The sequence below is a fragment of the Tsukamurella sp. PLM1 genome, assembly GCF_023168325.1.
In the GTDB taxonomy this organism is placed as follows: domain Bacteria; phylum Actinomycetota; class Actinomycetes; order Mycobacteriales; family Mycobacteriaceae; genus Tsukamurella.
The window spans coordinates 953605-972089 of the sequence record NZ_AP025688.1; the positions used below are offsets into that span (position 1 = coordinate 953605).

Below are 18485 nucleotides of genomic sequence, written 5' to 3' on the forward strand. Positions count from 1 at the left end.
CCGGGGCTGACATGTCCCTAGTCTGGCACGCATGACCGAACTGAGCGTCACCGACCGCTACCTGCGCCTGGGCCTGCGCTTCGACCGCATCGAATCCGGATTCGTGGACGCGTACTTCGGTGACCCGGGGCACCGTCGGGCGGTGGAGGCGGAGGACGCCCCCGAACCGGCCCGGCTCGCCGCGCAGGCGCGTGAGCTGGCGCGCGACGTGGCGGCCGATGCGGCGCTGAGCCCGCAGCGGCGCGAGTTCCTGGCCGGTCACGTCGCGGCCCTCGAGTGCTCGGCGCGCAAGTTCGACGGTGCGCCGATCGGCTTCGTCGACGAGGTCAAGGCGTACTTCGACGTGGACATCGCGATGGGCGATCGGGCCGAGTACGACGTGGCCCACGCCCGGCTGGACGAACTACTGCCGGGGACGGGGCCGTTGCAGCCGCGCATGCAGGCCCAGCGCGAGCGGTTCGCGGTGCCGGCCGAGCGTGTCCCGGAGGTGGTCGACGCCCTGGCCGGTGCGCTGCGCGACGTCGTGCGCGAGCGGTATCCGCTGCCCGAGGCGGAGACCGTGGCGTTCGAGATCGAGCACGACAAGCCCTGGTCGGGCTTCAACTACTACGTCGGCGACTACCGATCGCGGGTCGCGGTCAACGGCGACCTGCCGCAGTACCTCTCGTCGCTGCCGCACCTCATCGCGCACGAGGCGTACCCCGGGCACCACACCGAGCACTGTCGCAAGGAACAGCTCCTGGTTCGTGGCGAGCAGCAGCCCGAACAGACCGTCTTCCTGGTCAACACGCCGCAGTGCCTCATGGCGGAGGGACTGGCGGACCACGCGCTGGGCGCCGCGATCGGCCCGGCTGGGGCCGCTGGGCGCAGGAGATCTACGCCGACCTCGGCCTCGCGTTCGACGGGGAACTCGCCGAGCGCATCGCGGCGGCATCGTCGGGCCTGCTCGGCGTGCGGCAGGACGCGGCCCTGCTGCTACACGATCGCGGCGCGAGCGAGGACGACGTGGCGGCGTACCTGCAGCGCTGGGGCCTGATCGCCGAGCGCAGCGCCCGGCAGTCGCTGCGGTTCGTCGGCTCGCCGCTGTGGCGCGCGTACATCTCGACCTACGTCGAGGGATACCGGCTGCTGGGGCAGTGGCTCGACCGCGCCGAGTCCCGGCCCGCCCGGCTGGACCGGTTCGGACGCCTGCTCGACGAGCCGCTCACCCCGTCTGCGCTGCGTCGTGAGCTCGCCGCTTAGGATGAGCGCATGAGCGACAACAGCGTGAACACCGCGTCCCTCGCCGAACTCGATCCCGAGGTCGCGGCCGCCATGAACGGCGAGCTGGCGCGCCAGCGGGACACGCTGGAGATGATCGCCTCGGAGAACTTCGTGCCGCGTGCCGTGCTGCAGGCCCAGGGCTCGGTGCTCACCAACAAGTACGCCGAGGGCTACCCGGGCCGCCGCTACTACGGCGGCTGCGAGTACGTCGACGTGGTCGAGGATCTGGCGCGCAGCCGCGCGAAGGAGCTGTTCGGCGCCGAGTTCGCCAATGTCCAGCCGCACGCCGGCGCGCAGGCCAATGCGGCGGTCCTGCAGGCGCTCATGGAGCCCGGCGAGACCCTGATGGGCCTGGACCTGGCGCACGGTGGCCACCTCACGCACGGCATGCGCCTGAACTTCTCGGGCAAGCTCTACGAGAACGTCTTCTACGGGGTGTCCAAGGAGGACCACCGGGTCGACATGGACGAGGTGCGCAAGATCGCCCTCGATTCCAAGCCGAAGGTCATCGTCGCCGGCTGGTCCGCGTACCCGCGGCACCTCGATTTCGCCGCGTTCCGGTCCATCGCCGACGAGGTGGGCGCCCACCTCTGGGTCGACATGGCGCACTTCGCCGGCCTCGTCGCCGCGGGCCTGCACCCGAGCCCGGTCCCGCACGCCGACGTCGTGTCGAGCACTGTGCACAAGACCCTCGGCGGCCCCCGGTCGGGCATCATCCTGGCGAAGCAGGAGTGGGCCAAGAAGCTCAACTCCGCCGTCTTCCCCGGTCAGCAGGGCGGCCCGCTCATGCACGTGATCGCAGCCAAGGCCGTCGCGCTCAAGGTCGCGGGCACGGACGAGTTCCGCGAGAAGCAGCAGCGCACGCTCGACGGTGCCAAGATCCTCGCCGAGCGCCTGAACGGCAAGGACGTCGCCGACGCCGGCGTCACCGTGCTCACCGGCGGCACCGACGTCCACCTCGTGCTCGTCGACCTGCGCAACAGCGACCTCGACGGCCAGCAGGCCGAGGACCTCCTGCACGAGGTCGGCATCACCGTCAACCGCAACGCCGTGCCGTTCGACCCGCGCCCGCCGATGGTCACGTCGGGTCTGCGCATCGGCACCGCCGCGCTCGCCAGCCGCGGCTTCGGTGAGAAGGAGTTCACCGAGGTCGCCGATATCATCGGCACCGCCCTCGCGCAGGGCAAGGCCGCCGATACCGCCGCGCTGCGCGCTCGCGTCTCCGCGCTCGCGCTCGAGGTTCCGCTGTACGAGGGCCTTGAGGACTGGGGCCTGCTCTCGCGCTGAACCAGGACGGGCCGGCGCACCGTCGTGGTGAACCCGGGTTCCGGGTTCGTCGCGCCCGCCACCAGGGATTTGAGTGCCGGGCGGCCGCTGCCTTACAGTGTCCCGGTGACTTCCAGCACTTCCGAGGACGACCTGACTCTCGCCATCTACAAGGCGCTGCCGGACATCCGCGCCGAGTACGTCGAGGCGGGCGACCCCTGGCAGCCCCAGGACTACGTGCCGTGGGACAACGGCCGCAATTACGCCTTCCTCGGCGGCGAGGACTTCGTCCCCGAGGACGTGACGGTCGATCCCGTCGTCGCGCACGGCCTCGTGCTGGGCCTGCTGACGAAGGACCACCTGCCGTCGTTCCACCGCCTGCTGGCGCAGCACCATCTGATCGATTCGGACTGGGGCAAGTTCGTCGGTCACTGGACCGCCGAGGAGAACCGCCACGGGATCGCCCTGCGCGACCACGTCGTGGTCAGCCGCACCTTCGACGTGCAGCAGCTGGAGATGTGGCGCCTCGAGGCCGTCACCCGCGGCTACCGTCAGTACGAGGGCACCCGGGACGAGCTGCACATCGCCGAGCAGATCGCCATGGTGATCGTGCACGAGGCGCTGTCGGCCGACTACTTCGACCGCCTCGCCGACTTCGCCGAGAAGGCGGAGGGCACCCCGGACGGCCTCGTCACCACCCTGCGCAAGGTGGCCAACGACGACCGCAACCAGCAGCACTACTGGACCGAACTGCTCACCGTCGCGCTGGACGTCAACGAGGGCCACGTCAAGGACGCCCTGCTGGGCCAGGCGCGCCTCGCGTCGCCGATCGGCGCTGAGACGGCCGAGGGGCTCGACGAGTCGCGGCGCATCGTCACCGCCGCGGGCATCAGCTCGCCCGAGCGCGACCGCGAGATCCTCGACCAGCTCCTGTCGCGCTGGGGTCTCGCGCTCTAAGTCGTCACGCACTGTTAACGAACGCGCCGCACGGGGTCCCGCTCCTGCGGCGCGTTCGGCGTTAGTTTGGCGGTGACGGGTTGCGGGGAAGCTTCCCGTTCCGGGAGGTACCAACCGTGAGTGCAGCACACACGAGAGGGCCGGCCCGGTCCTCGCCGAACGGGCGTAACAGCGCACCGTCGACGTTTGGACCTACCGGCCGGAGCAACACGCCCAGCGTGGGCGCCACGCGGGCTAGGAGCGTCACCGTGACTACTCGGAACACCCGCACCTACGTTCTCGACACCTCCGTCCTGCTGTCCGATCCCTGGGCCGTCACCCGCTTCGCCGAGCACGACGTCGTGCTCCCGCTCGTGGTGATCAGCGAACTCGAGGGCAAACGCCACCACGCCGAACTCGGCTGGTTCGCCCGCGAATCGCTGCGGATGCTCGACGACATGAGGCTCGAGTACGGCCGTTTGGACCAGCCGATCCCCACGCCCGGGGGCGGCACGGTGCAGGTGGAGCTCAACCACATCGACCCGACGGTGCTGCCCGTCGGCTTCCGCACGGAGACCAACGACTCCCGCATCCTCGCCTGCGCCCTCAACCTGAGCGCCGAGGGCCGCGACGTGGTGCTGGTGTCCAAGGACATCCCGCTGCGCGTCAAGGCGGGCGCCGTGGGCCTGCCCGCCGACGAGTACCGCGCGCACGACGTCGTGACCTCCGGCTGGACCGGCATGGAGGAGCTCGAGGTGGGCAAGCACCAGGTGGACGCGCTGTTCGCCGACGGTGTGGTGGACCTCGACGACGCCCGCGACCTGCCCTGCAACACCGGGGTGCGGCTGCTCGGCGGCACGTCCAGCGCGCTCGGCCGCGTGACCGCCGACAAGCAGGTGCAGCTGGTCCGCGGCGACCGCGAGGCGTTCGGCCTGCACGGCCGCAGCGCGGAGCAGCGGGTCGCGCTGGACCTGCTGCTCGACGAGTCGGTGGGCATCGTCTCGCTCGGCGGCAAGGCCGGCACCGGCAAGTCCGCGCTGGCCCTGTGCGCCGGCCTGGAGGCCGTGCTGGAGAAGCGCACGCAGCGCAAGGTCGTGGTGTTCCGCCCGCTGTACGCCGTCGGCGGTCAGGAACTGGGTTACCTGCCGGGGTCGGAGAGCGAGAAGATGGGCCCGTGGGCGCAGGCCGTGTTCGACACGCTCGACGGGCTGGCTTCGCCCGAGGTGATGGACGAGGTGATGTCCCGCGGGATGCTCGAGGTGCTGCCGCTCACGCACATCCGCGGCCGCTCGCTGCACGACTCCTTCGTCATCGTCGACGAGGCGCAGTCGCTCGAGCGGAACGTGCTCCTGACGGTGCTCTCGCGGCTCGGTTCCGGCTCGCGGGTGGTGCTCACGCACGACGTCGCGCAGCGCGACAACCTGCGCGTCGGCCGGCACGACGGCGTCGCCGCGGTGATCGAGAAGCTCAAGGGGCACCCGCTGTTCGCGCACGTCACGCTCACCCGGTCCGAGCGCTCGCCGATCGCGGCGCTGGTCACCGAGATGCTCGAGGAGTTCGCCCCGGGCGCCTGATCCGCGCCTCGTTGCCATACCTAGAACCGCAAGGTATATCTATACCTAATAGTTCTAGGTATGGAGGGCTGATGCATATCGACAAGGATCTGGTCGCCGCGTCGGCGACCCGCTGGTGCTGAGCATCCTGAGCCGCGGAGACAGTTACGGCTACGCGATCCTCACGCGCGTCCGGGAGCTCTCGGGTGGGCGGCTGGAGTGGTCCGACGGCATGCTGTACCCCCTGTTGCACCGCCTCGAGCGGCTCGGGCACGTCGAATCGTGGTGGGGCGTGGCCGACACCGGCCGCAAGCGCAAGCACTACGCGATCACGCCCGCCGGGCGGGAGGCGCTGGCGGACCGTCGGGATCAGTGGCGGGCCGTCAGCGCGGCCCTCGACGTCCTCTGGTCCGACGGTGCGCCGCAGCCGGGGCTCGCATGACCGGCCCGGTCGACGCGCAGATCCGGCAGTGGCGCGGCTACCTGGAGGGCCGGCGTCGGATGCGGGCCGAGGAGGTCGACGAGCTCGAGTCGCACTTGCGCGAGTCGATCGACGACCTGCAGGCGCGCGGTCTCGACGGCGACGAATCCTTCCTCGTCGCCGTCAAGCGCATGGGCGCCGCCGACGCGGTGGCCCACGAGTTCGCGCGCGAGCACTCGGACCGGCTGTGGAAGCAGCTCGTGCTGGGTGCCTCCGAGGATGCGGCGGTGCGGCGGGGTGAGCTGCCGGTGGTGCTCGCGCTGGGCGCTGGTGCGGGACTGTCGCTGCTCGCCGTGCTGCATCTGCTCGGCGAGTCGGCGCCGCGGTTCTTCGGTTTCGCGATCGCGCCGTTCCTGGTGGGGTACTTCGCGTGGAAGCGGGCAATGCCCCGGCGCGGCGCGGCGGTGGTGCTCGGTGGGTTCGCGGTGCTCGCGGGGCTGCTCGCGGTGTACCCGTTCGAGTCCGGCGGCTCGACCGAGGTCCTCGCCGCCGTCGCCGCGCCGGTCGTGCTGTGGTTCGGCGTCGGAATCGCCTACACGGGCGGGGCGTGGCGCTCGGGGCCGAGGCGGATGGACTTCGTGCGGTTCACCGGCGAGTTCGCCATCTACTTCCTGCTCATCGCCCTCGGTGGCGGCGCGATCACGGGCCTGACGATCGGCGCACTGGGGGCCGTCGGGCTCGATGCGGAGGTGCCCGTCACCGAGTGGGCGCTACCCGTCTGCGTCGGCGGCGCCGTGCTGGTGGCGGCGTGGCTGGTGGAGGCGAAGCAGGAGGTGATCGAGAACATCGCGCCGGTCCTCACGCGGATCTTCACACCGATCACGCTGGTGATGCTGCTCGTGGTGCTGGGCGCGTTCGCCGCTCGTCCGGGCCTGGTGGGCGCGGACCGCGACCTCCTGGTGCTGATGACGGTGGTCCTGGTGCTCGTCGTCGGGTTGCTGCTGTACGCGGTCTCGGCCCGCGATCCGCGGCGCCGGCCGGACGTGTTCGATCGGCTGCAGGTGGGTCTCGTGGTCGCGGCGATCGCCGTCGACCTGGTGGTGCTGGTCGCGATGGTCACCCGCACCGCGGAGTTCGGCACATCGCCGAACAAGGCCGCGGTGCTGGGCCTGAATCTGATCCTGCTGGTGATCCTGGCGGGCGCGGCACGACTGGGCGTCAGCTTCGTTCGGGAGAGCCGGGACTTCGCCGCGATCGAGCGCTGGCAGACGGGCACCCTGCCCGGATACGTGGCGTGGGCGGCGATCGTCGCCGTGGCCTTCCCGCCCCTGTTCGGGTTCGCGTGAGGGGCCTGCCCGACGGTGCGCGGCGCACCGTCGGACCTGGGGGCGCAGGTAGGGCAACCTAACCTGAAGTGCGGAAACGTCGAGGAATACCCTCGATGTGTGACTTCGAACAGCCCCGAATTCATCTACTCCGACCTGCTGCCCATCGGTCCCGACTCGACGCCGTACCGGTTGCTGACCACCGAGGGCGTCTCGACTTTCGAGGTGAACGGGCGGAAGTTCCTCCAGGTGGAGCCGGAGGCCATTCAGAAGCTGACCGCGGAGGCGATGCACGACATCAGCCACTACCTGCGGCCCGCGCACTTGAAGCAGCTCCGCAGGATCATCGACGATCCCGAGGCGTCGGGTAACGACCGCTTCGTGGCGCTGGACCTGCTCAAGAACGTCAACATCTCCGCCGGCGGCGTACTGCCGATGTGCCAGGACACGGGCACCGCGATCGTGATGGGCAAGAAGGCCGAGGGCGTGCTCACGGGCGTCGACGACGGCGAGTGGGTCTCGCGCGGCGTCTACGACGCCTACACCAAGCTCAACCTGCGGTACTCGCAGAACGCGCCGATCACCATGTACGAGGAGAAGAACACCGGCACCAACCTGCCGGCCCAGGTGGAGATCTACGCCACCGAGCAGGGGCCGAAGGGGCCGGAGTACAAGTTCCTGTTCATGGCCAAGGGCGGCGGCTCGGCCAACAAGTCGTTCCTGTTCCAGGAGACGAAGGCGATCCTCAACCCGGACCGCATCCTGACGTTCCTCGACGAGAAGATCCGCTCGCTGGGCACCGCGGCCTGCCCGCCGTACCACCTCGCGATCGTCATCGGCGGCACGTCCGCCGAGTTCGCGCTGAAGACCGCCAAGTACGCCTCGGCGCACTACCTCGACGAGCTGCCCGAGACGGGATCCATCGCGGCGCACGGCTTCCGCGACAAGGAGCTGGAGGAGAAGGTCTTCGAGCTCACCCAGTCGTTCGGCATCGGCGCGCAGTTCGGCGGCAAGTACTTCTGCCACGACGTGCGCGTGGTGCGCCTGCCGCGGCACGGTGCCTCGCTGCCCGTCGCGATCGCCGTGTCGTGCTCCGCGGACCGCCAGGCGCTGGGCAAGATCACCGCCGACGGCGTGTTCCTCGAGCAGCTCGAGACCGACCCGGCGCAGTACATGCCGGACGCCGGCGTGGCGGAGGACATCGAGGGCGGCGCGGTCGTCGAGATCGACCTGAACCGGCCGATGCCCGAGATCCTCGCCGAGCTCTCGAAGTACCCGGTCAAGACCCGCCTGTCGCTGACCGGGCCGCTGGTCGTGGCGCGCGACATCGCCCACGCGAAGATCAAGGACCTGCTGGACGCGGGCGGCGAGATGCCGCAGTACCTGCGCGATCACCCCGTGTACTACGCGGGTCCCGCGAAGACGCCGGAGGGCATGGCGTCCGGCTCCTTCGGTCCCACCACCGCCGGCCGCATGGACAGCTACGTCGATCAGTTCCAAGCTGCGGGCGGCTCGATGATCATGCTGGCCAAGGGGAATCGGTCGAAGCAGGTCACGCAGGCCTGCGACGCGCACGGCGGCTTCTACCTCGGGTCCATCGGCGGTCCGGCCGCCCGGCTGGCCCTCGACTGCATCAAGTCGCAGGAGGTCATCGAGTACCCCGAGCTCGGCATGGAGGCCGTGTGGAAGATCGAGGTCGAGAACTTCCCCGCCTTCATCGTCGTCGACGACAAGGGCAACGACTTCTTCACCGACCCGTCGGGTGAAGTGGCCCTGCCGCTCAGCGGGATCCGGGTGCGCTCCAAGGAGCGGTAACTCCACGTGTATGCGGAAACCGCGGCGAGCCTCTGGGGGTGCGTCGCGGTTTCCGTCTACAGGTCCTCGGTTCGACGGTGCGCGCCCGGGTGGCTCAGGCCGGGCGCAGGATCGTGACGGCGAAGTCGGCGCCGTCGTGCCAGGGCTTGACGTCCCAGGTGGCGAGACGCAGATCCGTGCGCAGGCCCGCGTCCGCGGCGTAGGCGTCCAGTTGATCCGGTGTGAGCCCGCGGTTCACGTGGAAGCCCACGGCGGCGAAGCCGTCCGGTGCGAGGCGCTCGCGGAAGTTGCGCAGGACTGCGGTCTCGGTGCCCTCGGCCACGAACACCAGCACGTTGCCTGCGCACACGATCGCGTCGAACGGCTCGGCGTCCGCCAGCGCCGGAAGGCCCGGCTCGGCGAGGTCCTGGACCAGCCAGCGCGGGCCGGGGTGGTCCTGCTGCGCCGCCTCGATCAGCTTCGGGTCCACGTCGACGCCGACCACGTCATGGCCCACGGCGTGCAGGTAGCCGCCGAGACGGCCCGGTCCACAGCCGGCGTCCAGGATCCGCGAACCCCGGCCCACCATCGCATCGATCAGCCGCGCCTCACCGGCGAGGTCGTTCTCCCGCGCCATGGTCCGGAAGCGCTCGATGTACCACTCGCTGTGGCCTTCCTTGGTCTCGGTGAACCAGCGCGGTGTGCTCATACCTCCGAAACTACTACTGACACGGGTTTGTACCGGGAGTGGTGGTGTTGCTGAGGACGCGGACGTAAGCGCCGCGGTGCTGCAGGCCGTTGCATGCCGCGGCGCGACTCGTGCCGTAGTCGACGTATGGCGTGTAGAACGGCTCCCCGTTGTCATCGACCGCCCGCACGGAGCTGCAGTTCAGTGCACTGCTGTAGAAGTACTCGGCCCCAGGATTCGACGTGAGGTGGCCGCTTACGAGAGTCTTGATCTCGGGGTTCGATCGCTCGATCGACGCGAGTACAAGAATGTACCGGCCATCGCACGGCGGCGTGCTCACGGGCCGTGCGAGGCCGAGGTCGCCGCTGGCACGGATCGGCGGAGGGGTGGCATTCGTTGGCGCGGCCAGCGTCCCGGCGGCGGGCGGAATGGTCATCGACGCAGTCGGATTCGTACCCGGCGTGGAGATACCGGCTGATGCAGTGCCGACGGATGAGGTGCTGACCGACGGGGTACTGGCAGTCTCCGACGTGCCGGAACGAGTGACCATCACAGCGCCCCCGGCTACGAGGCCGCCGACGACCAGTGCGGCACCGATCGCGGTGGGGAGTATCCACCGCGATCGGCGGGCGTCCGTGGATCGCACCCCAGACGGCGACGCGGCCGTAGGTACGAGGATCGTGTCGTCGTAGTGGCCAGCCGAGACGTGCGGTGGCGCGATGTGCGTCGCGGAGGAAGGCGCCGCGGTCAACTCCGCGGCGAAATCGCTGGCAGTCGCAGGACGCTGGGTTCTGTCGCGCGACATCGCTCGTGCGATCGCAGTGTCGACTGTGGGCGGAAGATCGTTGCGAGAAACGGAGATCGGAGTGTAGGCGCCGTCGAGCGCGGCAGCGACGACCGCGGCGGGGTTGCTGCGCTCGAACGGTCTTGAGCCGGTGAGCAGTGCATAGGTCGTCGCCGCCAACGAGTACACATCGGCGCGCGCATCGATCGGGTCGCCGCGGAGTTGTTCCGGCGCCGCGTAGGCGACGGACCCGATGGTGGTGCCGGTCGCGGTCAAATCGGAGTCATCACCGGCCGCGCGGGCGATGCCGAAATCAGTGAGGAGCGACTGCGATCCGTCGAGCAGGATGTTCGCGGGTTTGACGTCTCGATGAAGTACGCCGCGCTGGTGCGCGTAATCGAGAGCCGCTGCGGTGTCCTGGACGATCGCGATGACCTCGTCGAGCGGCAATCCCCGCGGAGACCGTCCGAGCCGCGCGGCTCCGTCGATACCGTCGACGAACGGCATCGACAGCCACAATCTGCCGTTCTCCTCGCCGCGGTCGAGGACACTGACGATGTTCGGGTGACGGAGCCCCGCTGCGAGATCAGCCTCGCGGAGGAATCGCAGCCTGAAAGCGTCATCAGAGGCGAGGTGGGGCGGTAGTACCTTGATCGCGTCCTGCCGGGGAAGCCGCGGATGTTGTGCGAGGTACACCTCGCCCATACCACCTGCCCCGAGTTGCCGAACGATCGTGTAGCCGGCGAACACCTCGCCCTGTTCCAGTGCCATGCTGACCTCCCCGCGAAGAACCTACCGCGACAGGCTCCAACCGGAGTGATTTGTCCTGCTGCGAGGCCTCGATCGGTTGCTGCCAACCGCTCCCGACGCCGATCTACTACATGGGGTAGTGGGTAGGCTCGGGGGATGACGAACATCATCGACCGGATCGGGACCGCGCCGATCGCCGCGGCGGGTCTCGTGGGCGGCTACGCCGTGGCGCGGGGCACCGGGATCAGGCCGCTCGGCGGTGCGGTGCTGGCGGCGGCCGGGGCAGCGGCGGCGCAGGGCTGGTACGCGAAGGGCGGCGCCGGCACGGCGGCCGCTCTGGGCGCGGTCTACCTGGGTGGATTCGGCGCTTCGCACCCGCTGGCGAAGAAGGTCGGGGCGTGGCCGGCGGTCCTGGGCGTCGCCGCGGCGGCGGCGGGCGCGTCGTACGTCCTGGTCGATCGGCACTGACCGAGGCCCGCGGCGGGCGGCCGCGGGCTACTCTCGTCCGGTGGGATGGAGAACAAGTTTCACGGCGGCCGTCTGTGCCTGCGCGGCGGTGTCCGCCTGTAGCGGGCAGGCACCGGCCGCGGACGAGGCACGCCCCGGCGCGCTCGGCGTCGAGGCCCGCGAGGTGGCCGCCGGCGGCGCGACGCCCACTCAGACGACACCCATCGGGACCCCGCTGTACACGCGGCTCACGACGTCGAGCGCGGGCGGGGCGACCGGCCACGCTCTGACGGCGTCCCTGGGCGGCACGACGTATCTCAGCGCGACCGGGGTGTGGGTGGGGTGCGAGGGCACCGCGGCCACCGCCGTCTACCGCCTCCGCGGCGAATTCACCAAGCTCACCGGCGTCCTCGGCCTGCAGCCGCACACCCCGCGGTCGCTGCAGGTGAAGTTCGGTGTCGTCGTCGACGGGGAGACCCGGTACACCACGACAATGGTGCGCGGTGACCGGCCCCAGATCATCTCCGTCCCGCTCGACGGTGCGCGGTCGGTCACCGTCACCGCCCTGGCGACGGCGGGGAGTGCGCGCCCGCACCGGCGCCCTACGGCGCCATCGGTGCCGCGAGCCTCACCTGACGCGGTCCACGTTCGCCATCGCCAGCACGTCCAGCCGACGGTCCAGCTCGTCCAGCGTGAGCGCATCGCCGATCAGGCCGCGGTCGATCACGGTCTGCCGGATGGTCTTGCCCTCCTTCAGCGCCTGCTTCGCGACCGCGGCGGCCTCCTCGTAACCGATGAGCGAGTTCAGCGGCGTCACGATCGACGGCGAGCTCTCGGCCAGCGTCCGCAGCCGCTCCTCGTGGGCGACGAGCCCGTCGATGCAGCGGTCGGCGAACAGGCGGGAAACGTTGGCCAGCAACGTGATCGACTCCAGGACGTTGCGGGCCATCATCGGGATGTAGACGTTCAGCTCGAAGGCACCGTTGCCGCCGCCCCAGGCCACCGCGGCGTCGTTGCCGATCACCTGCGCGGCCACCTGTGTGACCGCCTCGGGGAGCACGGGATTCACCTTGCCGGGCATGATCGAGCTGCCGGGCTGCAGGTCGGGCAGGGCGATCTCGCCGAGGCCGGTGAGTGGGCCGGAACCCATCCACCGGACGTCGTTGGCGATCTTGGTCAGCGAGACCGCGATCGTCCGGAGCGCGCCCGACAACTCGACCAGCCCGTCACGCGCGGCCTGCGCCTCGAAGTTGTCCTTCGCAAGCCGGATGTCCTCAACCCCGGTCAGCCGCACCAACTCCGCGACGACCAGCGAGCCGAACCGTTCCGGCGCGTTGAGGCCCGTGCCCACGGCGGTGCCGCCGATCGGCACCTCGCCCACCCGCGGCAACGTCGCCCGCACCCGCTCGACACCGGCCTCGACCTGCCGGGCGTAGCCGCCGAACTCCTGGCCCAGCGTCACGGGCACCGCGTCCATGAGGTGCGTGCGGCCGGACTTGACTACCTCACGCCACGAAACCGCTTTCGTCGCCAGCGCTGCCTGCAGGTGCTCCAGCGCGGGGATCAGGGTGGTCACGGCGGCCTCGGTGGCGGCCACGTGCGTCGCCGTGGGGAACGTGTCGTTGGACGACTGCGACATGTTGACGTCGTCGTTCGGGTGCACCTGCACGCCGACGCGCGCGGCGAGCGAGGCGATCACTTCGTTGGCGTTCATGTTGGAGCTGGTGCCGGAGCCGGTCTGGAACACGTCGATCGGGAACTGGTCGTCGTGCCGGCCCTCGGCCACCTCGGTCGCGGCGGCGATGATCGCGTCCGCCTTCTCCGGCGGCAGCAGTCCCAAGTCCCGGTTCACCTGCGCCGCAGCGGCCTTCAGTAGGCCCATCGCGCGGATCTGGGCGCGCTCAAGGGGGCGGAAACTGATCGGGAAGTTCTCCACGGCGCGCTGCGTCTGCGCGCGCCACAACGCGCTCGCGGGCACCCGCACCTCGCCCATGGTGTCGTGCTCGATGCGGTACTCGGTCTCGGGTGCGTCAGCGTTCTTAGCCATACCTTAGAAACGTACTCGGGCCCCGGGATGATTCCCAGGGCCCGAGGGCAAGATCACCGTGATCAGTCGAAGATCTGCGCGTACGTCTTCAGCTTGGTCAGCCGGTGCGTCGCGTCCACCATCCGGACGGTGCCGGACTTGCTGCGCATCACGATCGACTGCGTGGTCGCACCGTCCGCGCGGTACCGGACGCCGCGCAGCAGGTCGCCGTCGGTCACGCCGGTCGCGGCGAAGTACACGTGCTCGCCCTTGACCAGGTCCATCGTGCCGAGCACTTCGTTCGGGTCGATGCCCAGGTCGGCGAGGCGGGCGTGCTCCGCGTCGTTCGACGGTGCCAGGGTCGCCTGGATCTCGCCGCCCATGCAGCGGAGCGCGGCGGCGGCGATGATGCCCTCGGGGGTGCCGCCGATGCCGACGAGGATGTCGGTCTTCGCTTCGGGCCGCGCGGCGGCGATGGCGCCGGCCACGTCCCCGTCGGAGATGAGGCGCACGATGGCGCCGGTCGCGCGGATGTCGGCGATCAGCTGCTCGTGCCGGGGCCGGTCGAGCACCGTCAGCGTGACGTCCGAGACCTTGATGCCCTTGGCCTTGGCCACCTTCGCGATGTTGTCGGCGATCGGGGCCTGGATGTCGATGGCGCCGGCGGCCTCGGGGCCCACGGCGATCTTGTTCATGTAGAACACGGCGGACGGGTCGTACATGGCGCCGCGCTCGGAGACGGCGAGCACCGCGATCGAGCCGGGCATGCCCTTGGCCATCAGCGTGGTGCCGTCGACGGGGTCCACGGCGACGTCGGTCGACGGGCCGAAGCCGTTGCCCACCTCTTCGCCGTTGTAGAGCATGGGCGCCTCGTCCTTCTCGCCCTCGCCGATCACGACCACGCCGCTCATCGACACGGTCGAGACCAGTTGGCGCATGGCGTCCACGGCCGCGCCGTCGCCCGACTCCTTCTGCCCGCGTCCGACCCAACGACCCGCGGCCAGGGCGCCTGCCTCGGTCACCCGCACCAGCTCCATCGCGAGGTTGCGGTCGGGCGCGATCGGGTTCGATTCGGCCTGCGGATCGGACATGGGTGCCTCCAATGGTTCGACGGTGCGCCAGCTCGAGCCGATTGTTTCATGCCGGGTCGCGCGTGTTCGCGGATGCCGCCTACCCCGTCCGGTCCGGGCTTCGGGATACTGGAGTTCGTGGCTGATAAACCCCGGATCCTGCAGAACCGCCGCGACATGGTGCTCACGATGGTGCCGCTGCTGGCGCTGTGCCTGCTGGCACTCTTCGCGTCGGGCAACTTCCGGTTGGGCTTCGGAGCCGATCCGAAGGACGAGACGGTCGACCCGATCAACCCCAAGGGCGTCTACGAGGTGTCGGCGGGCAAGCTCGGCTTCCCCGTCCGGATGCCGGGTGGTCCCGGCGTCGTCGACGGTGTGCCCGACGGCTGGAAGGCCACTGCCACCCGCGACGAGCAGATCGAGGGCGGCACCGTCTTCTCCGTGAATTACGTTACGCCCGAGAAGAACTCGATGCAGCTCGCCCAGTCGGGCGCCCCACTCGCCGAGGTCGTGCGGTCGGTCTTCGGCGCGCGTACGGAGCCTTCCGGGTCGATTCCGGTGGAGGGCCGCACCTGGCAGGTGTTCGGGCCGAACGAGAGGAACCGGAGCGCGTGGGCGATCGACCTCGACGGCGCGGTCGTCGTCGTCTACGGCAGCGCGCCGGTGCCGCGGTTCACCGAGCTCGCCACCGCGGTCCAGTCGCAGCCGCCGCTGCCGAAGGCGTAGATCACTCCTCGGCGGAGATCGCCTTCTCGATGCGTTCGCGCGCGCCGGCGAGGTGCTCCTCGCAGCGCTTGGCGAGGGCCTCGCCGCGCTCCCACAGGTTCAGCGACTCGTCGAGGTCGATCCCGCCCTGCTCCAACAGCTTCACCACGACCGCCAGTTCGTCGCGGGCCTGCTCGTACCCCAGCTCGGCCACGGGTGTCTCGTCGCTCACGACGCCTCCTCGGTTCGTACGGTGATCCTGGTGACGCCCATCACGGCCGCGGCAGCGGCACCGTCGGGCAGCCGGACGCGCAGCTGCGAGCCGGGCGCGAGCTCCTCGATGCTCCGGACCACGGGGTTCTCCCCGTCAGGAGTCACCTTCTGCACCACGGCGTAGCCGCGCGCCATCGTCGCGGCGGGGCCCAGCGACGTCAACCGTGCCGCCAGGTGCCGGACGCCGTCGGATTCGCGCTCGACGGTGCGCCGCACGTCCCGCCGGGCGTCCCGCAGGAGCCGTGCCACGTCGTCGGCCCGGTCGTCGACGATCCGCATCGGATGGGCGAACACGGGCCGCGAGCGCAGCGCCTCCAGGGCGTGCGACTCACGGGCGACCCAGCCGCGCAGCGCGGTGGCGGCGCGGGCCCGCAACTCGGCGATCCGCTCCCGTTCGGCGAGCACGTCGGGCACGACGCGCTTCGCGGCGTCGGTGGGGGTCGCGGCGCGCATGTCGGCGGCGTGGTCGCACAGCGGGTTGTCGGGTTCGTGGCCGATCGCGGACACGATCGGGGTGCGGGCGGCGTGCACGGCGCGGCACAGGGCCTCGTCGGAGAACGGCAGCAGGTCCTCCACGCTGCCGCCGCCGCGCGCGAGGATGATGACGTCGACCTCGGGATCCGCGTCGAGCGCCCGCAGCGCGGTGATCAGCTGCGGCACCGCGGTCGGGCCCTGCACGGTGGCGTACTCGGCCCGGATCCGTACGTCGGGCCAGCGGCCCTCGGCGATGGAGCGCACGTCGCGCTCGGCGGCGCTGGCCCGCGCCGTGACCAGCCCGACGGTGCGCGGGAGGAACGGCAGGGGCCGCTTCAGGCGCGGCTCGAACAGTCCCTCGGCGTGCAGCAGCTGGCGCAGGCGCTTGATGCGCGCCAGCAACTCGCCGATGCCGACGGCCCGGATCTCCGTGATCCGCAGCGACAGGCTGCCCCGCCCGGCCCAGTAGGTGAACTTGCCGCGGACGATCACCTGGGTGCCCTCCTGCAGCGGCACCTCGGAGCGGTCGAGCACCGCGGGCAGGCACGTGACCTGCAGCGACACGTTCGCCGACGGGTCGCGCAGTGTGAGGAACGCGGTGCCGCCGCCGCGCCGGTTCAGCTGGGTGATCTGGCCCTCGACCCAGACCTCGCCCAGGCGGTCGATCCACTGCGCGACCTTCATCGAGACCACGCGCACGGGCCACGGGTGCTCGGCCGTGGGCGGTCCCGCAGAGGCGCCCGACGGCGCGCCGTTCGCCGGTCCGGTCACCGCGTGATGCGGTTCTCGAGCATCGTGAGGAACGGCGGCCGCGCCTTGTGGCCGCGCTCGAACTCGACGAGCGATTCCACCTCGGCCGTGGTCAGGCCGGGCAGCCGGCCGCGCAGCTGCGCCAGCGTCAGCTCCGGGTAGTCGATCCGTGCCGCGGCCGCGGGCAGGTCGTCGGACGTCTCCGCCGGGGCCGTGTCGCCCGACGGTGCCGGTGCGGGCGAGCTGTACAGGGCGTACCGTCCGGCCCCCGATGGTGACGCGGCCTCGGCGGCCGGTGCGGCGGCGGTCGCCTCGGTGGGCTCGGCCTCGGCGGGCTGCACCGGGGTCGCGGGCTCGGCGGCGGGCCGGACCTCGCCGAAGGCGGGCTTCGGTGGAACGGGGAGGTCGATGTCGACGTCCTCGTCGTCGTCGAACGTCGCCCATGCGGCCTGCTCCTCCTCCTTGGCGGGGAAGACGGTCTCGATCGCCCGGTCGCCGCGGACGGCCAGGTCGGCGAGGTCCTGCTGGACGTGGATGAACGCCTGGGCGGACTTGCTGCCCAGCGTGAGGGTGCGCTGACGGCCCCCGTCACGATCTCCTGGCCCTTCTCGGCGGCGAAGGCGACGGCGCCCACCGCGACGCGGACCACGAACGGTAAACGGCTCATGCCTCCAGGGTGCCTCATCGCGGAAGCGGCCGCGTCGTCAGGTGCCGTAGCCTGGAGGCATGAGTTCTGGCAAGCGAGTCCTGCTGGCCGAGCCGCGTGGGTACTGCGCGGGCGTCGACCGTGCGGTGGAAACGGTCGAGAAGGCCCTCGAGAAGCACGGCGCCCCGGTGTACGTGCGCAAGGAGATCGTGCACAACCGGCACGTCGTGGAGACGCTGCAGGACAAGGGCGTGATCTTCGTGGACGAGACCGACGAGGTGCCCGAGGGCTCGCTCCTGGTGTTCTCCGCGCACGGCGTCTCGCCCGCGGTGCACGAGGGCGCCGCGCAGCGCAGCCTGCGCACGATCGACGCGACGTGCCCGCTGGTCACCAAGGTGCACCAGGAGGCCAAGCGCTTCGCGCGCGACGATTACGACATCCTGCTGATCGGCCACGAGGGCCACGAGGAGGTCGAGGGCACGGCGGGCGAGGCGCCGCAGCACGTGCAATTGGTCGACGGGCCCGACGCGGTGGACCACGTCACGGTGCGGGACGAGGACAAGCTGGTCTGGCTCTCGCAGACCACGCTCTCGGTCGACGAGACGATGGAGACGGTGCGCCGGTTGCGGGAGAGGTTCCCCAAGCTGCAGGACCCACCCAGCGACGACATCTGCTATGCCACGCAGAACCGGCAGGTCGCAGTGAAGGCGATGGCCCCGGAATGTGACCTGGTGATCGTTGTGGGCTCGCGGAACTCGTCGAACTCGGTGCGCCTGGTGGAGGTCGCGCTGCAGGCGGGCGCCCGCGCCGCGCACCTCATCGACTTCGCCCGCGAGATCGATCCGACGTGGCTCGACGGCGTGGAGACCGTCGGGATCACCTCCGGCGCGTCGGTGCCCGAGATCCTGGTCAAGGGTGTCGTCGAGTACCTCGACGGGGAGGGGTTCCACGACGTCAAACCCGTCACCACGGCGAACGAGACGCTGGTCTTCGCACTGCCGCGCGAGCTTCGGCCCCGCGCCAAGGCCTGACCGAAGGCGATACCGTCGCCTCTGCGCGGCGCTGGCGCATCAGTCCTTGTAACGATGCCGCCGGATCGAGCGTGGTTCGGCGGGCTCGGCGAAATCGTCCCGGAAGTTGGTCTCCACCGGCGTCTGCTCGCTCTGCGGCTGGTAGCGCGGTGCCCGGTAGTGCTCGTACCGGCCGGGTGCGGCGGGCGAGTCCGCGCGCCCGGAGAGGCGTTCGGGGTCGCGGGGCAGGCTCGGAAGGTCGGGCTGCACCGGGCGGGTGCCCGAGATGCGGGGAGCGAGCCGA

Annotated in this window: 16 protein-coding genes and 3 pseudogenes; 11 read left to right on the plus strand and 8 right to left on the minus strand. The window is 70.6% G+C overall.

The features are described 5' to 3' along the window. Window positions 1-31: 31 nt before the first annotated feature. From MTP03_RS05110 to MTP03_RS05140, 7 genes and pseudogenes are all read left to right on the plus strand, one after another. A pseudogene (locus tag MTP03_RS05110) lies at window positions 32-1242 on the plus strand (DUF885 domain-containing protein). Window positions 1243-1251: 9 nt separating this feature from the next. Then, window positions 1252-2550, plus strand: coding sequence for a serine hydroxymethyltransferase (gene glyA, locus MTP03_RS05115; protein ID WP_248490992.1), 1299 nt, complete (start codon window positions 1252-1254; stop codon window positions 2548-2550). 105 nt (window positions 2551-2655) lie between these two features. Further along, window positions 2656-3486, plus strand: a complete 831-nt coding sequence (locus tag MTP03_RS05120) for an acyl-ACP desaturase (RefSeq protein ID WP_248490993.1) — start codon at window positions 2656-2658, stop codon at window positions 3484-3486. A gap of 248 nt (window positions 3487-3734) precedes the next feature. Beyond that, window positions 3735-5039: a PhoH family protein gene (locus tag MTP03_RS05125; RefSeq protein ID WP_371820891.1), complete on the plus strand. Its 1305-nt coding sequence runs from the start codon at window positions 3735-3737 to the stop codon at window positions 5037-5039. A gap of 71 nt (window positions 5040-5110) precedes the next feature. Beyond that, window positions 5111-5460, plus strand: a pseudogene (locus MTP03_RS05130) (PadR family transcriptional regulator). Then, entirely contained in the window at window positions 5457-6785 is a 1329-nt protein-coding gene (locus MTP03_RS05135; RefSeq protein WP_248490995.1) for a permease prefix domain 1-containing protein, read from the plus strand. Before MTP03_RS05130 ends, MTP03_RS05135 begins: the two are co-directional and overlap by 4 nt. 99 nt (window positions 6786-6884) lie before the next feature. Then, the gene (locus MTP03_RS05140) at window positions 6885-8579 is read left to right on the plus strand and encodes a fumarate hydratase (protein WP_248490996.1); all 1695 of its coding nucleotides are present in this window, start codon (window positions 6885-6887) and stop codon (window positions 8577-8579) included. A 94-nt stretch (window positions 8580-8673) separates the two neighbouring features. On the opposite strand, the gene MTP03_RS05145 is transcribed toward MTP03_RS05140, so the two are convergent. Both MTP03_RS05145 and MTP03_RS05150 read right to left on the minus strand, forming a co-directional pair. Further along, a complete protein-coding gene (locus MTP03_RS05145) occupies window positions 8674-9267 on the minus strand; it encodes a trans-aconitate 2-methyltransferase (protein WP_248490997.1) in 594 nt (197 codons plus the stop codon). Between the two features lie 13 nt (window positions 9268-9280). After that, the gene (locus MTP03_RS05150; protein WP_248490998.1) at window positions 9281-10801 is read right to left on the minus strand and encodes a serine/threonine-protein kinase; all 1521 of its coding nucleotides are present in this window, start codon (window positions 10799-10801) and stop codon (window positions 9281-9283) included. A 135-nt stretch (window positions 10802-10936) separates the two neighbouring features. Here MTP03_RS05150 and MTP03_RS05155 point away from each other — a divergent pair, with 135 nt between their 5' ends. Next, window positions 10937-11248, plus strand: coding sequence for a hypothetical protein (locus MTP03_RS05155; RefSeq protein WP_248490999.1), 312 nt, complete (start codon window positions 10937-10939; stop codon window positions 11246-11248). A 316-nt stretch (window positions 11249-11564) separates the two neighbouring features. Next, window positions 11565-11729: pseudogene (locus MTP03_RS23395) on the plus strand (NPCBM/NEW2 domain-containing protein); the annotation flags it as partial. 126 nt (window positions 11730-11855) lie between these two features. Here the strand turns inward: MTP03_RS23395 and MTP03_RS05160 are convergent. Together MTP03_RS05160 and glpX are read right to left on the minus strand one after the other, a co-directional pair. Continuing rightward, window positions 11856-13274 carry a class II fumarate hydratase gene (locus MTP03_RS05160; RefSeq protein ID WP_248491000.1) on the minus strand — a complete coding sequence of 473 codons (1419 nt, stop codon included), beginning with the start codon at window positions 13272-13274 and terminating at the stop codon, window positions 11856-11858. Window positions 13275-13336: 62 nt separating this feature from the next. Further along, window positions 13337-14344, minus strand: coding sequence for a class II fructose-bisphosphatase (glpX, locus tag MTP03_RS05165; RefSeq protein WP_248491001.1), 1008 nt, complete (start codon window positions 14342-14344; stop codon window positions 13337-13339). Between the two features lie 117 nt (window positions 14345-14461). Between glpX and MTP03_RS05170 the strand changes: the two genes are divergently transcribed. Then, the gene (locus tag MTP03_RS05170) at window positions 14462-15049 is read left to right on the plus strand and encodes a DUF4245 domain-containing protein (protein WP_248491002.1); all 588 of its coding nucleotides are present in this window, start codon (window positions 14462-14464) and stop codon (window positions 15047-15049) included. A gap of 1 nt (window position 15050) precedes the next feature. On the opposite strand, the gene MTP03_RS05175 is transcribed toward MTP03_RS05170, so the two are convergent. From MTP03_RS05175 to MTP03_RS05185, 3 genes are read right to left on the minus strand one after another with little or no spacing between them, the layout of a single operon-like run. Next, window positions 15051-15260, minus strand: a complete 210-nt coding sequence (locus MTP03_RS05175; protein ID WP_248491003.1) for an exodeoxyribonuclease VII small subunit — start codon at window positions 15258-15260, stop codon at window positions 15051-15053. Beyond that, on the minus strand, window positions 15257-16546 hold the full coding sequence (xseA, locus tag MTP03_RS05180) for an exodeoxyribonuclease VII large subunit (protein WP_248491004.1): 1290 nt from the start codon (window positions 16544-16546) through the stop codon (window positions 15257-15259). Before xseA ends, MTP03_RS05175 begins: the two co-directional genes overlap by 4 nt. Then, window positions 16543-17088: a lipid droplet-associated protein gene (locus MTP03_RS05185; RefSeq protein ID WP_371820958.1), complete on the minus strand. Its 546-nt coding sequence runs from the start codon at window positions 17086-17088 to the stop codon at window positions 16543-16545. The genes xseA and MTP03_RS05185 overlap by 4 nt, the downstream gene beginning before the upstream one ends. Before the next feature lie 163 nt (window positions 17089-17251). Here MTP03_RS05185 and MTP03_RS05190 point away from each other — a divergent pair, with 163 nt between their 5' ends. Then, window positions 17252-18202 carry a 4-hydroxy-3-methylbut-2-enyl diphosphate reductase gene (locus MTP03_RS05190; RefSeq protein WP_248491005.1) on the plus strand — a complete coding sequence of 317 codons (951 nt, stop codon included), beginning with the start codon at window positions 17252-17254 and terminating at the stop codon, window positions 18200-18202. A gap of 39 nt (window positions 18203-18241) precedes the next feature. On the opposite strand, the gene MTP03_RS05195 is transcribed toward MTP03_RS05190, so the two are convergent. Then, window positions 18242-18451: a hypothetical protein gene (locus tag MTP03_RS05195; protein WP_248491006.1), complete on the minus strand. Its 210-nt coding sequence runs from the start codon at window positions 18449-18451 to the stop codon at window positions 18242-18244. Window positions 18452-18485 lie beyond the last annotated feature (34 nt).

What these genes read in the sequence shown, in the direction of transcription:
- glyA (WP_248490992.1), top strand. Translation starts at nt 1,252, where the DNA reads ATGAGCGACAACAGCGTGAACACCGCGTCCCTCGCCGAACTCGATCCC.
- MTP03_RS05135 (WP_248490995.1), top strand. Translation starts at nt 5,457, where the DNA reads ATGACCGGCCCGGTCGACGCGCAGATCCGGCAGTGGCGCGGCTACCTG.
- MTP03_RS05145 (WP_248490997.1), bottom strand. Translation starts at nt 9,267, where the DNA reads ATGAGCACACCGCGCTGGTTCACCGAGACCAAGGAAGGCCACAGCGAG.
- MTP03_RS05150 (WP_248490998.1), bottom strand. Translation starts at nt 10,801, where the DNA reads ATGGCACTGGAACAGGGCGAGGTGTTCGCCGGCTACACGATCGTTCGG.
- MTP03_RS05155 (WP_248490999.1), top strand. Translation starts at nt 10,937, where the DNA reads ATGACGAACATCATCGACCGGATCGGGACCGCGCCGATCGCCGCGGCG.
- MTP03_RS05160 (WP_248491000.1), bottom strand. Translation starts at nt 13,274, where the DNA reads ATGGCTAAGAACGCTGACGCACCCGAGACCGAGTACCGCATCGAGCAC.
- glpX (WP_248491001.1), bottom strand. Translation starts at nt 14,344, where the DNA reads ATGTCCGATCCGCAGGCCGAATCGAACCCGATCGCGCCCGACCGCAAC.
- MTP03_RS05190 (WP_248491005.1), top strand. Translation starts at nt 17,252, where the DNA reads ATGAGTTCTGGCAAGCGAGTCCTGCTGGCCGAGCCGCGTGGGTACTGC.